Origin of the sequence: Microcoleus sp. AT3-D2, from assembly GCF_036705715.1 — a bacterium.
Lineage (GTDB): Bacteria > Cyanobacteriota > Cyanobacteriia > Cyanobacteriales > Microcoleaceae > Microcoleus.
Window position 1 is genome coordinate 124925 of the sequence record NZ_JAUBVE010000002.1, and the last position, 13136, is coordinate 138060.

At 44.9% G+C, this 13136-nt stretch carries 13 protein-coding genes; 6 read left to right on the forward strand and 7 right to left on the reverse strand.

Features of this window, described 5'->3' with window-relative positions:
• Window positions 1-13 precede the first annotated feature (13 nt).
• A complete protein-coding gene (locus tag QUB44_RS02035; RefSeq protein ID WP_333362475.1) occupies window positions 14-1936 on the forward strand; it encodes a hypothetical protein in 1923 nt (640 codons plus the stop codon).
• A gap of 304 nt (window positions 1937-2240) precedes the next feature.
• Here QUB44_RS02035 and QUB44_RS02040 read toward each other — a convergent pair whose 3' ends face one another.
• Together QUB44_RS02040 and upp are read right to left on the reverse strand one after the other, a co-directional pair.
• A complete protein-coding gene (locus QUB44_RS02040) occupies window positions 2241-2387 on the reverse strand; it encodes a hypothetical protein (protein WP_332946242.1) in 147 nt (48 codons plus the stop codon).
• A gap of 319 nt (window positions 2388-2706) precedes the next feature.
• Window positions 2707-3342 carry a uracil phosphoribosyltransferase gene (upp, locus tag QUB44_RS02045; RefSeq protein WP_333362478.1) on the reverse strand — a complete coding sequence of 212 codons (636 nt, stop codon included), beginning with the start codon at window positions 3340-3342 and terminating at the stop codon, window positions 2707-2709.
• 142 nt (window positions 3343-3484) lie between these two features.
• Here upp and QUB44_RS02050 point away from each other — a divergent pair, with 142 nt between their 5' ends.
• The gene (locus QUB44_RS02050; RefSeq protein WP_333362567.1) at window positions 3485-3745 is read left to right on the forward strand and encodes a DUF4360 domain-containing protein; all 261 of its coding nucleotides are present in this window, start codon (window positions 3485-3487) and stop codon (window positions 3743-3745) included.
• Window positions 3746-3857: 112 nt separating this feature from the next.
• Here QUB44_RS02050 and QUB44_RS02055 read toward each other — a convergent pair whose 3' ends face one another.
• The 3 genes from QUB44_RS02055 to QUB44_RS02065 all read right to left on the reverse strand — a co-directional run bounded on the left by QUB44_RS02055 (window position 3858) and on the right by QUB44_RS02065 (window position 7521).
• Window positions 3858-5105: a URC4/urg3 family protein gene (locus tag QUB44_RS02055; RefSeq protein WP_333362481.1), complete on the reverse strand. Its 1248-nt coding sequence runs from the start codon at window positions 5103-5105 to the stop codon at window positions 3858-3860.
• Window positions 5102-6184 (reverse strand): adenylate/guanylate cyclase domain-containing protein, encoded by a 1083-nt coding sequence (locus tag QUB44_RS02060; protein WP_333362484.1) that lies wholly within the window; start codon window positions 6182-6184, stop codon window positions 5102-5104. The genes QUB44_RS02055 and QUB44_RS02060 overlap by 4 nt, the downstream gene beginning before the upstream one ends.
• An 89-nt stretch (window positions 6185-6273) precedes the next feature.
• Window positions 6274-7521 carry a GTP cyclohydrolase II gene (locus tag QUB44_RS02065; RefSeq protein WP_333362487.1) on the reverse strand — a complete coding sequence of 416 codons (1248 nt, stop codon included), beginning with the start codon at window positions 7519-7521 and terminating at the stop codon, window positions 6274-6276.
• Window positions 7522-7933: 412 nt separating this feature from the next.
• Between QUB44_RS02065 and QUB44_RS02070 the strand changes: the two genes are divergently transcribed.
• Window positions 7934-9268 carry a cytosine deaminase gene (locus tag QUB44_RS02070; RefSeq protein WP_333362490.1) on the forward strand — a complete coding sequence of 445 codons (1335 nt, stop codon included), beginning with the start codon at window positions 7934-7936 and terminating at the stop codon, window positions 9266-9268.
• Between the two features lie 321 nt (window positions 9269-9589).
• Window positions 9590-10264, forward strand: coding sequence for a 7-cyano-7-deazaguanine synthase QueC (queC, locus tag QUB44_RS02075; protein ID WP_333362493.1), 675 nt, complete (start codon window positions 9590-9592; stop codon window positions 10262-10264).
• Between the two features lie 344 nt (window positions 10265-10608).
• On the opposite strand, the gene QUB44_RS02080 is transcribed toward queC, so the two are convergent.
• The gene (locus QUB44_RS02080) at window positions 10609-10782 is read right to left on the reverse strand and encodes a tetratricopeptide repeat protein (RefSeq protein ID WP_333362496.1); all 174 of its coding nucleotides are present in this window, start codon (window positions 10780-10782) and stop codon (window positions 10609-10611) included.
• A gap of 85 nt (window positions 10783-10867) precedes the next feature.
• Window positions 10868-11197 (reverse strand): hypothetical protein, encoded by a 330-nt coding sequence (locus QUB44_RS02085; RefSeq protein ID WP_333362498.1) that lies wholly within the window; start codon window positions 11195-11197, stop codon window positions 10868-10870.
• Window positions 11198-11729: 532 nt separating this feature from the next.
• Here QUB44_RS02085 and QUB44_RS02090 point away from each other — a divergent pair.
• Together QUB44_RS02090 and QUB44_RS02095 are read left to right on the forward strand one after the other, a co-directional pair.
• Window positions 11730-12449, forward strand: coding sequence for a hypothetical protein (locus QUB44_RS02090; RefSeq protein WP_333362501.1), 720 nt, complete (start codon window positions 11730-11732; stop codon window positions 12447-12449).
• A gap of 45 nt (window positions 12450-12494) precedes the next feature.
• Window positions 12495-13109: a hypothetical protein gene (locus QUB44_RS02095; protein WP_333362504.1), complete on the forward strand. Its 615-nt coding sequence runs from the start codon at window positions 12495-12497 to the stop codon at window positions 13107-13109.
• The last annotated feature ends 27 nt before the right edge of the window (window positions 13110-13136 follow it).

A 13136-nucleotide genomic window follows, 5' to 3' on the forward strand; every position in this document is an offset into this window, starting at 1 on the left:
ATTCTAAAATGGCATGATGGAACACAAAATTAACCCCTCAAAAAATCGAGCCTTACCCCCAGAAAATCGCAAAGTTGCTCCTCCTCCGACAAGACGCCGGCGCCAAACCCGACGCCCCAAAAATCTTCAAGAGTCCCAGCGTCCAATACCTACTCCCCGAACTCGCGCCAGATATCCCTGGAAAAGACTGATAGCTAATTTGACAGCCCTCAGCATCTTGGGTGGCTGTGCAGCTTTAATGGGAGGCGGCGCTTGGCTGAGTTATCAGCTAATTGTCGATCCCAATGGCAACAAGTTGATCTCTCAGTTTGTGCCTGAATGGTCGCGCCTGCCTACAGGTAGCAGAGATTCGATCCAAACTCTCGATCAAATCAAAGGCAGCATCCGCAAATTGGGATTCGTAACCGGAGAAGCCCTGCCTCTTCCCGTCGATCAATCCCGCGATAATTCTATTTCCGATTTGCTCTTGCCGGTGATGGTAGAAAGAACTGTTAAGGCTTCTACTGTTTGCACAAACCCTTGTCGCCAAATTGTCGAACTTCGGGTGTACAAGCGAGTACAGTTGCCCGATCGCAGTTCCGATAAAGAGCAGTATTTTCAGTTAGCAAGTTCTGTGAACGTAGAAGGCCCTGCGGAATCTTTTGTCATTGCTTCTTTAGCTGACTCTAGATATAACAATCAAGCCTCGAATCAGTCGCTACCCCTAACACAACTGCGGCGCTTTGACGGAAAGCCCCCCGCCTCCGGCATTTGGTTTAATGTCAGCGGTCAACTAAAGCAGGGCGACAAGAAAATTCCCTACGGACAAGTCGTTCGCTACAACCCCAGCCAAAATCATTTAATGCCGCTGTTGGAGTGGGCGAGTGCGGCCGGACAACCGCCGAATTGGCAGCAAATTGTTAAGGGCGAAAACCCCCAGTTGGCGATCGACCAAACAGTTGGTTTAGAGCCGCAATTTACCCTTTATCAAATTGGCCCGCGCAAATTTTTGCCGAACCCAGTTCAGTTAACGGCGATTTCTTTAGAAGAAATTGCTTTCAACGACGAGACTTACAAAAATGGGCTGCGACTGGCAAAAAGCGGGCTGTGGTCTCCAGCATTAAATGTTATGCGTGTGGCGAAGGGGAAAGCCGGCAAAAATTGGCCCGCAGTCGCGCAAGCTCAGCTAGAAACGATCGAATTTCACGCTAAAATTACTCGGGCTCAGGCGATCGCCTCTTGGGCCAGTCCCGGTCAACAAGTTCTCGCAGAATTGATCGACGGCCGCTGGACAGAAGCTTTGCAAGTATTTGAAGCCGATCCGAGTAACAGTCACGAAATAGCCACAACCCTCAAAAATGACAGCGGGCGCATCTGGAACCGCATAGACGCCGCCTTGAGAGTGAATGCCGCTGACGCCGATGTCAAGGCTTGGGGTGCCCTGATTGTAGCGTCTCAAGACGGAACTCGCGAGGCGATGAATTGGCTCGACCAGCAATCAGATACTGACAGCGAAACAAGAAATCGAATTCGGAATTTGGTCAACAAACTTCAGGAAGCAGTTTCTCAGGCGGAAAGTTTAGAAGACCACAAAAGTCAAATTATGGGTTCTGCTACTTTAATTAACAGTGTCAATCCCGCTGAGTGGCTGGAACCCGACCCGAAAAACGAGTTAAAATTGGCGGGGGAACAAGTTTGGTATCAGGTGCAGGTAGCGAGTTTTTACGATGGTAGCCGCTGGGTTAATTCGCCCTTTTCTGATGTAGAAGTGAGCTCTTTTCCTGCTACCCAAGTCAAGTGGCTGTGGGGGCGACTGGGATTACAGGCTGACCCCAAGATTAAGATTGAGGTAGCGATGGCTAACGGTCAACAAAGAGTTGCTGTGGGAACGGTGAAAGCAGTGCAGATTCAAGACGGAAGTCTGCGCTTGCTGGCGGCGGTTGACAAGCGATCGTAATCTGGCAGAAAGCAATCGGCAGATAGAACAGTCCCGGACGCACTCTTGACACAAAGAAACCGGGGTTTTTTACCATTTCTGCCGATTGCAACAGAAGTATTTTCGTAAAAAAACCCGGCTTCCTTCCACCTGTACGTCCAAAACTAGGAAAAAGGAAAATGCTTTCTTCTCCCCCTCCCGCAACTCATCAAGAGGCGCAATCTCAAAACTCTTCCCCTCCCCACTTATCGCTCTCGGACAAGAATGCAGACAAAAATTTTGTTAATCTAATTAACACAACTGGCGCACAAAAAACCCAGAGATGTCAAATCGCGCCCTTTTTAGAGAGTGCTGCAATCATCTGCCGTTTCACTGCTTTAGCCCAAAGCTCAAACTCCAAACTGTTGATATTCTGAATTTTCACTTCCTCAACAGGCTGAGTTGGGGCTTCTTTCTGTGCTGTAGTCTCCATTGTTTTTCCCTCGTCAAAGAAATGTTAGTAGTTGATCGCAAACGGTTAGCATCATACATCTATTTTAATAACTAATTCTTGCAATTAATTACACTAAAGGCAGAGAATTTAACCATCAAATGCAGTAAATACATCTAGATAATGCAATTTACGAATTTAATGTAAGAAAGCCCTACAACCATTGTTATATATAGGCTTTTCCTGACATTAAAATTTTACAACTTACATTGTATGGCACTATCAAACCACTGCTTATGTTAGTAAACTTATTTTTAAATGAATGTATTGGCATATACAGCAGAAAATAATTTTATTGAATTCACATAGTGCCGTAAAGCCGATCGCCCGCATCTCCCAATCCGGGTACAATATAGCCGTGTTCGTCCAAACACTCGTCAACTGCGGCCGTATAAATCTGCACGTCAGGGTGTTGTTCGTGAAAGTGCCCCACTCCCTCCGGTGCCGCCAGCAAGCACAAAAACTTAATAGACTTCGGATTAACTTCTTTCAACCTATCCACTGCCGCGACTGCTGAATTACCAGTAGCCAGCATCGGATCGACAATTAAAACATCTCGCTGTTCGATATCCTGGGGAACTTTGAAATAATATTCAATCACCATCCGAGTTGTCGGATCGCGGTACAAACCAATATGTCCTACCCTCGCAGACGGAATCAGCTCTAAAATACTATCTAACAGTCCCTGACCTGCGCGCATAATCGAAATAATAACAATTTTCTTTTCAGCAGCCAGCACAGGTGCATTCATTTTGGCGATCGGCGTTTCTATTTGTTCGTATTTTAGCGGCAAATCTCGCGTCACTTCATAGGCTAGCAGCATCCCAATCTCTTTCAGCAATTGGCGAAATTTCGCCGTGCTCGTTTGAGTTTGCCGCATGAGAGTTAACTTGTGCTGTATCAAAGGATGGTCGATAACAGTAACTTTAGGACTCATTTTTTTGAATAATTAATTTGCTTTATTCTAACTTATCAGCCATTGAGGCATTCTTGACAAAACAAACCCGGTTTCTGCGGCACCTGCGTCCTGGACTACTTATATCAAACCCTATTGAAAACAGAAATATCGCGCGAATAAAATTCGCTCCGACAATTGCCTTTCATCCGCCCACCGGGAGACTAAGCCAGTTTTTAATCGGAATCTCAGTGGCGAAACAAACTACAATGTTCGAGATAGCTTAGCCACTGTAGCTAATGTTTGGTCTCGCTGTGGTGACAGTGTAAATATGCGAGTAAATGCTGCCATGACAGCCCGCGGTGCCGACATGGCCACCGTTGACTCCTTCGATTTGGCTCATCGCGGTTTAGTTTATCACGTCAAATATCGCACTTGTCTCTAAGCAGCTTGTTGGGAGTGTAGTGTGAGGTATAGTTTTCAGGTTTGAATTTTGAATTTTAAGTTGAAAGAGGGGATAATTTCCCCTCTTCCTTCTTGCTTCTTGCTTCTTGCTTCTAAAACACAGTGCCGTCACTTTCAATCTGAATTGGTGGCACTCCACCAGCCCTCAATTCGCCCGCAATTTTCCGTCCCGCCGCCCAAGTTCCTCCTTGCAAAATCTTCACCAGCGGCAATTCTGTCGCACTCAAATGCAGCTTTTCTCGAATAGATGCGGCAATTTTATCTAAAAGATTGACAGTGAGCGATCGCCATTCTACTATAACTTCCGAACCCGGCAAGTAACTCTGCTCAAAAATAGCCGAATCTTTTGCCTGCAGCAGCCCAATATCCAAACACAAACCGCCGTTGCGGTACTCCGGCAATCCCGTTAACTCATCCAATCCCGCGACTTCTAAACCAAGTTCTTGCAGCGGTTCCAACAGCGAATAAGTCAACCACTGCGAGAGTTTGTGAAACGGCACGAATTCATCTCCCAGATTTTCTCCTGTTAAAGCCGGATGCCGCCAAACATCGCCTAAATTAACACCACCAATTGCATATCTTCCCGGCCAAATTTCCCCAAAACCTCTCAAAACAGCGCTCAACACATCAGCAGCCTTCACTGTTTTGGATACTGAAATCCGACTGTCGAGCAAGTATTTGGCTAAATTGCCGGGACGCGGGTTTTCGCTATCAAATAATAATGGATGCTGGCAAATCGCATTCCCCAAGCGCTGCAATAATTCTAATCTGCCTGTTAAACCAACTAGCGGATTGTCTCGACTTACCTGAAATCCAGTAGCTAAGGTTTCTAGTTTTAATTGAGAAAGTCCGCGAGAATCAGCTTGCCAAGGAAAATCGAGATTGCTGGAAAAAACACCTTGACAAAACATCCGCAAGCTGGCTATTGCTAACCCTTCAGAACGGCGGTAAACCTGCCCGGTTTCTGGTTCACAATACTGCCAATCTGCACCAGCACCGGCATCAAGCAAAACGCTGACAATTGCTAAATCAAATTTGATCTTAGCTTGCTCTATGAGTGCAAATTCTGCTAAAGCTGCATCCAATTGGGCGAGGCGCGGCAGGTTGCCGACTTCAAAATGTCGCCAGCGACTGTGAAAGGGAATGTTAAAATCGGGATACTGTTGGCGCGTTGTGTCAATTACATAATTTGCTGCTTTGTCGAGTTGGGATAAATCGACACGGAAGTAGCGGAGTTTGTCAAGGCGGGCTAAATCAAAAAGCCGATCGCACTTTTGGCGAATAGCAATCGGTGTTCTCAGATATTCTACAGTCTCAAGTTCAATATTTTTCAACGTCATACCACCAAACAACGGTAAACATCGTTTTCTTGAAAAAAGTCAAACTGACTGTAATCTAAAAGATTATCTAAAATCACATTTTTATCTAGTTTGATCAGCTTATATTCCCACTTCGATCCGCTGACTTCGCGTTTTACTTGATCGGAAACTATCACCGAATTTCTTTCAGTCCCCGGAGATACTATTTTACTTAAATCTTCCAGCCTGTCGGCTATATTAATATCTTTTCCGTAAGTGCAAGACCTAAATATATATAAATTTCCCTTAGCAACTCCCACCGACAAGCCACAAGGTATTTGATTGGCCTGAATAAAAAGTTTCCAATTCTCGCACAAACTTTCCATTGCCGCTAATGCTGAGTGAGCTTCCGGGAAAGTCAACAAATGCGAATCACCGACAATACTCCGAATTGTGCCGCCGTATTCTTCGCAAATTGTTTTTTCAAAAGTATCAAAGTTGGTGAGCAAATATTCAACGTCTTTGATAGAATTAGATTCTTGATAACCAATAAAACCTCTCAAATCTGCTTTAATTATTGCTTGATTCTTGATGATTCGCGTTTTGTAACTTTGGTCAACTTTGTATACTTTTTCAGGTTCGCTCATCCCTTTCAAAGAAAACTCGTTGACAAAAGACGTTTGCACTTCTGCTTTGTTGAGCGCCAGCCATGCTGCTTGCGACAAATATATTTCATCCGGCGGAGTTACTGATTCTATGCGCGCTGTTAAATTCACCGTATCGCCAAAGATATCTTTATCTTGATGCAAGACATCTCCTAATGTAATCGACACGCGAATAGCCAATCGTTCGTCGTTCGCCTTGCTAGATTGTTGCGCTCTCAATTCTTGCTGCATTTCTATGGCTGCTACCGCCGCTGCTGTGACGCTGGGAAAAATTATCCAAAATGAATCACCTTCTCCTTTAATCACGCTGCCTTCATTTCTGGCGCTAATATCTGAAACAAAATTTTTATGCTCGTTTAACAAACTACTTAAGTCCGACTGAGATAATTTTTTGACTCTGACGGTATATCCGCAAATATCTGTTTTTACGATCACAGTAGAACGCAAATTAGCCATAACCTACCCTGACTGATCAAAAACCAGCAATAAATTTTATTTAGCAAAGACGCAATTGTTCGCGCCCGATCGATCGCGTCTTTGCCCTCTCAATCTCCTAAATCGCGTCCGATCGCTTCTGCAAGAATTGTAGCATCTGACACAGGGTCTGGCGTGTAGTAGCCGGCGGCTTTTTTGGCGACGATTTCGACTTGTGCGTCTGCTGGAATCCAATCTTCAGGAATGGCGATGCGATCGACCACCTGAATGCCAGAATTGATAATCGCATTGTATTTCATATCGCTCATAGAAACTAAACTGTCAATGCGAGAGATCCCCAACCAGTGCAGCACGTCTGGCATTAGTTCTTGAAACCGCATATCTTGAACTCCCGCAACACATTCAGTGCGCGTAAAATAGGCATCAGCGCGATCGCCGCCTTCCTGCCGTTTTCTGGCATTGTACACCAAAAACTTAGTCACTTCCCCCAAAGCTCTCCCTTCCTTGCGGAAGTAAACTATTACCCCAGAACCGCCGGATTGTGCCGTTTGGATACAAATTTCAATGCCATGTACCAAATAAGGGCGGCAAGTGCAGATATCCGAACTGAAGACATCTGAACCGTTGCATTCATCGTGTACCCGTACCGCCAACTGCTTATCCGGGTCAGAAATATTCGCGACATCGCCAATAATATAAACCGTAGTTCCGCCAATTGGTGGCAAGAAAACGTGTAAGTCTGGCCGCGTCACTAAATCCGAGAACATTCCCCCTGTTTGCTCAAACAGGACACGGCGGAGAACGCTTTCTTGGGCCCCAATCCGCCTAGCAATTCCCGGCAAATACCACACCGGGTCGATCGCAATTTTAGTGACTGCTAAATTGCCGCCTGCTTTGACTATTTTGCCATCAATTTGCACCCGCCCCTTAGCAATAGCATCTTGCAATTCCGGCATATTAATGTGAGCTTTAGTGACAGCAATTGTCGGTCGAATATCATATCCCTGCTGGATAAATGAAGTATAAACTTCGCTGACCAAACCCCCAAACGGATCGAGAGAAACAATCAAATTGCGATCGCCCCAACTCGGGTGCGGCCCGATGTGTGCGGCCGGAGAGGTGTTGGTAAAATCGGGGCGGTGATCGGCTTGGAGTGCGCCGGAAGCAACTGCTAGCGCGCGATAAACAGAGTAGGAACCCGAATGAGTGCCGATCGCATTCCGGTGAGACGATTTGGTGAGGCTGCCAATCACAGGCCCCCGTTTCAGGGGATCGATTTCTCCCCAGTAAATGGGATGAGGTTTTGTGCCGGATCTGTCGGGATGGGATGTTAAAACTATATGCTTGGGTTTTGACACAGTTGTTTTTGACTCTTGCTATGGATGCTGCTGTTAGTTGAAAGTGAAATTGCTATTTGAAGCAGTAATTTATGATAGCAAAAGGATTCGGGATCTGGAAGTATCTGGCATAGCCAAACTCGTGACGCTGATTTTCGCGCTGTCCTAAAAATATAAAAATTTTGCATATGTGCTTCAGTGATCAAGGCTGAAGTACAAACAGCAAAGCTACCTATTTAATCCAAGTTTCTCTAGGAGTTATATTTTCTTTCTGCATGATATTTGTTTAACTAACCGCAGAGGGCGCAAAGGGCGCAGAGAATCTAAAAAAGAGAGAAAGAGGGGAAAAAAGATGTTCACAATTCCTGCAAGGGTTGTTATAGTTACAACTGGTAGCCGGGAATTATCAACAAAATACTAACTCACAAAATTAATGTTGCCAAGTACATCTAATTATTTGCTCAAAAATGGTCGCGTACCCGCGTCTCTTCTAGAGATAAAATCGAGTGCGCCCTCAGCTTCTACTGTGGCGACAACGGGGAGTGAGAACAATTTTTGTTTGGTGGATTTGGAAATTGCAGCAGGGGCGATCGTCCAAATTATCCCAGCAGATACAAAACCTGTATCCTCCTGTGGAGATATCCCAGTTATAGATTTGCATGGCGGCTTAGTTTGGCCTTGTTTTGTGGATATGCACACGCATTTAGACAAAGGCCACATTTGGGAACGATCGCCCAATCCCGATGGAACTTTTGCCAGCGCGATCGAAGCGGTAGGCGCTGATGCTCAAAAAAACTGGAATGCAGAGGATGTTTACCGGCGAATGGAGTTTGGCCTCAAGTGCAGCTACGCCCACGGAACCAAGGCTATCCGCACTCACATCGACAGCGCGGGCGAACAGGGAACCGTTAGTTTGGGAGTATTTGAAGCGCTGCAAGCCGAATGGGGCGATCGGCTGATCTTGCAAGCAGTTTCCCTGGTTTCCCTCGACTATTTCCTGACACCCGCCGGCGAAAAATTAGCCGATCGCATTGCCCAAATTGGCGGCATTCTCGGCGGAGTCGCCTATATCAACCCCGACTTAGACAAACAACTCGATCGAGTTTTTACCTTAGCCAAAGAACGAAATTTAAACCTCGACTTCCACACCGATGAAAACGACGATCCAGATTCAGTAACATTGCGGGAAGTCGCAAAAACTGCCATCCGCCATGAATTTTCCGGTCAAATTATCTGCGGACACTGCTGTAGTTTAGCCGTACAACCCTCAGATTTAGTAACAGAAACTCTGGAATTAGTCAAGGAAGCAAATATTGGCATTGTCAGCTTGCCGATGTGCAACCTTTACTTGCAAGACAGAGAATCTCAGCATACACCGCGCTGGCGGGGAGTGACTCTCCTGCACGAACTCAAAGCAGCCGGAATTCCTGTTGCTGTTGCTAGCGACAATTGTCGCGATCCGTTTTACGGATTTGGCGATCATGATGTTTTAGAAGTCTTTAATATGGCAGTCCGCATCGCCCATTTAGATAGGCCTTATGGAGACTGGCCCTGTGCAGTGACAAAGACTCCAGCAGATTTAATGGGATTGCCGAATTTAGGACGAATTGCAGTTGGTTTACCTGCTGATTTGATTTTGTTTAAGGCGCGGAATTTCAGCGAATTGTTATCTAGATCGCAGGGCGATCGCACAGTTTTGCGGCAGGGTATTAAAATTGATACAATTTTGCCCGATTACCGCGAAATCGATGATTTATTAGCAATTTAAATCTGACATCCTGCACCAATCTCAAGCACAGGCATCTTGCCTGTTCCACAAAAGATGAATTTTCTTTCTACTGGTTCTACTCGTTACTAGGCTCTGCCTGGTAACATAGATCCGGAGGCTCTGCCTCCAATTTTCCTGGTCGCAATGCGAGGCAGATCCTCTAGATATGGTTCCCAGGCAGAGCCTAGGAACCAGTTAGTTTTTAGGGTAAGGCGTGCAGTGCATACGCTACATTTAGATGTTCTGCACAACTATTATTATTGTCAATTTGCCACTAATTTGATATAAATATAAAAGCTAATTTGATTGAGGATGTTTTAAGTGAAAGCAGTTATTTTATTGTCGGGAGGGCTGGATTCCTCAACTGTTTTGTATCAAGCCAAAGCCGACGGCTGCGAGTGTTACGCTATTTCCTTTGACTACAAGCAAAGACATCGGCGGGAGTTGGAATCAGCAAGGGCGATCGCACTTTCGGCCGCGGTTAAGGCACATCAGATAGTAAACTTTGACTTGACACTTTGGGGCGGTTCGGCGCTGACGGATGATGAGATTGAATTGCCGATCGATCGCACTCTGGGAGAAATGTCTCAAAACATCCCCACTACCTACGTTCCTGCTAGAAATACAATCTTTCTCAGCTTTGCCCTCGCCTACGCAGAAACCCTAGAAGCCGATCGCATTTACATCGGCGTCAACGCTTTAGATTATTCCGGCTATCCCGACTGCCGCCTCGATTACATCCAAGCCATGCAGGAAGTATTTCGGTTAGGAACAAAGCAGGGAAGAGAAGGAGAAGCTATTAATATTGTAACACCTTTGATTGAACTTAAAAAAACCGAAATTATTGAATTAGGCAACAAATTAAAAGTGCCTTGGGAGCAAACTTGGTCTTGCTACGCAGGCGGCGAAACTGCGTGCGGTGTTTGCGATTCTTGTCGCTTGCGGCTGGCGGCTTTTGAGGAATTGGAATTGCAAGATCCAGTTCCTTATGCTTAGATGATTCGGCGGTTGAAACCGCATCTACACAAACGATGTCGGCCTGCGCCGACTGGTTAATAAAGGGGCTCCAAAACCCGGATTTGGTATTAAACATGAAGTAGAGTGCCCCGGAGGTAAACCCTAATTATTTCCGACTCGCTTCCAGCCTGAAGCACCTTACAAACAACACTAAAATTTAGGCTGCTTATTTACCTTCCGGCTCATCCTCAACTTCCGGTTGACCCTGGTCTTCCTGGTCAAACCTAATTTCATTTTGCAGCGTATTCAATGGGACTAAAAGCTGATCAGCTATGTCTGATCGTCCTCTAGCCCTGTAGATATCCATAGCTTTCTGAAAATCTTTAACTCCCCCATGTTGGTCTCCAGTTCCAGTCCGAGCATAAGCACGGTAAATTATAAGCTTCTACAAAATCAGGATTGAGATTAATTGCTTGAGTAAAAGCTTCAACTGCTTCCTTATACTGTCCTTTGCGACCGAGGTCGAATCCTTGTTGATAAAGTTCTTGAGCTTTCATAGCATTCCTTAATTTCTGCTGTTCATCGCGCTTGCATAAAGGATCGAGTCTATTGACTTTACCTGATCAATTTTGAATCAGCAGACTACTTACCTTCCGGCTCATCCTCAACTTCCAATTGACCTTGGTCTTCCTGTCCATCCTTAATTTCATTTTGCAGCGTATTCAATGGGACTAAAAGCTGATCAGCTATGTCTGATCGTCCTCTAGCCCTGTAGATATCCATAGCTGTCTGAAAATCTTTAACTCCCCCATGGTTATCTCCAGTTCCAGTTCGAGCATAAGCACGGTAAATATAAGCTTCTACAAAATCAGGATTGAGATTAATTGCTTGAGTAAAAGCTTCAACTGCTTCCTTGTACAACCTTCTGCGGCCGAGGTCTAACCCTTGTTGATAAAGTTCTTTAGCTTTCATAGTATTTCTTAATTTCTGCTGTTCATCACGCTTGCATAAAGGATCGAGTCTGTTGACTTTACCTGATGAATCAAGTATAAAGCACCCTGGTTCTTCCTGAGCATTTGCTACAGTCTGAAAAAAAGGTAGAGACGCAATAACGATAGAAGAAAAAGCAGAAATTAAGTAGGAGTGTTTTAGCATTACTGGTACTGTTTAAATATTATTTACAGCAGATTCCACGTTTATATAATACAACCGAGAGCCATCCCTACACTTTATAAACCTGGAATGCGCTATATGTAGATATTTACCATACCTGTCTGATTCCAATTGTGATATTGATTATGGCAACAAGTGATATAAATCACTTACAGTGAAATGACTCGGCTCGTAATATCCTATAAACACGCTCTGCAATAATTTTGGGGCCCAGAAACCCGGTTTTTTATAAAAATACTTAGTTACACACCGCAGATTAGGTAAAAAACCCGGTTTCTTTATCGGAGTGCGTAGCAATCATCATGTTGTAAGTATCATTGGAGCTTCAGCTATGAACTACTTTCAAAAGACCGCATTATTTATCGGGGTAGCAACTGCTATTAATGGGCTTACTTTTGCAGCTCAGGCTCAGTTTTGTGCAGACCCTTCTCATACACCAGCAACCAAAGCTAGACTCGATCAACTTGCCGATAGTCAAAATATAGACATGGGTGATGTTGGAAAAGCTTATGAAAACTTTGCACTAGCTACCATTAGACCAGGTACTCCAATTCCAGAAAATACCATGCGATTTTTTTCATCCGCAAGGAAAAGGGAAACAAAAGATAAGTACCAAAACGTAGTACCTGATGGAGTTCTTCCACTTGTATTCGTAAACTTTCCAGCAGGCCCAACTGAAACATATCCTGATAGCGTTTTCTATGAGGTAAAGGCACTTAGTGGAGGTCTCCTGCCCCCTAGTTACTCAGATTATCAAATTCTCGGTTTCATTGATGCGCTCGGTAACAGCCCTGCCAAGACAGCAGGCAAAATACCAGCAATCATTTTTATCACTAGCGCCGATATCAAGCAGATTAGTTTTGCAACAATAAGAGAGGCATCATTCAGAGGTGTAGGTGTCTGGCACGCTATAGGTTGTGAAATTCCGGGCAGCTTTAATCAGCTTCAACTAGGTCAAGCTTCGTTGAAAAATCCCGAAGTCTACTTTCTCCAGCTAACGATTCCAGAAGCAATAGGCCCGGGAATCCCCGGAAGACTTTTCACCAAATAATGGTTTATTATCTACTCATTCATAGTTTACTTAATGGTGAAAATTATGTCTATTGAAGAGCGCCGAGGTATTGAAACAATTGACAGAAACCAAAATCTACTTCTCGTTCGCGCTCCTATTGAGTCAGTAGCCCAAAAGCTTAGTAGGGCGAGACGTGCGGATGTTTGGGAACGGGATATATACGATCGCGAAATCGACATTACCACCGAAAGCTATATTGTTTTTCAGTTCCGAGGACACCCTTGGACGATCGTTGAAAAACTGAGTTGTAGGCCCGGTTCCCTTGTGTTTGGAGAAGGAGATGCGCTCACCCTTTCTAACTTCATACCCAGTCGCGCCATCTACTACAAATGCAGCGATACTTGCGGTTATATTGGTTATAACTGCTACGATGGAGGTGCATTTGCGGAGATGCTGTACTTTGAGGAAGAAATGGATCTCCTGTTCCTCTCTGACTTTCGTGAGGTTAAAGCTGAGGACATTGACAGTGCCTTTCGCTTTACTTACGCTTTTATGGAGGAGCAAGATATCTACATTCCCTTCGTATATTACGAAAATGTGAAGGCTGGCGATCGCGTTAATTTGCGCCCCAAAGGCCCGACGTTAGATGATTTAGTACGCAGCGACTTCGAGCGAGTAGATTATATAGGCATTAACTAAAAAATTCTGAACTCGAAAATTTCGCCA

Bases quoted from the DNA above. Each gene is read 5' to 3' on its own strand.
- QUB44_RS02070 (WP_333362490.1), top strand. From the start codon at position 7,934: ATGTTGCCAAGTACATCTAATTATTTGCTCAAAAATGGTCGCGTACCC.
- QUB44_RS02090 (WP_333362501.1), top strand. From the start codon at position 11,730: ATGAACTACTTTCAAAAGACCGCATTATTTATCGGGGTAGCAACTGCT.
- QUB44_RS02040 (WP_332946242.1), bottom strand. From the start codon at position 2,387: ATGGAGACTACAGCACAGAAAGAAGCCCCAACTCAGCCTGTTGAGGAA.
- QUB44_RS02080 (WP_333362496.1), bottom strand. From the start codon at position 10,782: ATGAAAGCTCAAGAACTTTATCAACAAGGATTCGACCTCGGTCGCAAA.
- QUB44_RS02055 (WP_333362481.1), bottom strand. From the start codon at position 5,105: ATGACGTTGAAAAATATTGAACTTGAGACTGTAGAATATCTGAGAACA.
- QUB44_RS02095 (WP_333362504.1), top strand. From the start codon at position 12,495: ATGTCTATTGAAGAGCGCCGAGGTATTGAAACAATTGACAGAAACCAA.
- QUB44_RS02060 (WP_333362484.1), bottom strand. From the start codon at position 6,184: ATGGCTAATTTGCGTTCTACTGTGATCGTAAAAACAGATATTTGCGGA.
- QUB44_RS02035 (WP_333362475.1), top strand. From the start codon at position 14: ATGATGGAACACAAAATTAACCCCTCAAAAAATCGAGCCTTACCCCCA.
- QUB44_RS02085 (WP_333362498.1), bottom strand. From the start codon at position 11,197: ATGAAAGCTAAAGAACTTTATCAACAAGGGTTAGACCTCGGCCGCAGA.
- upp (WP_333362478.1), bottom strand. From the start codon at position 3,342: ATGAGTCCTAAAGTTACTGTTATCGACCATCCTTTGATACAGCACAAG.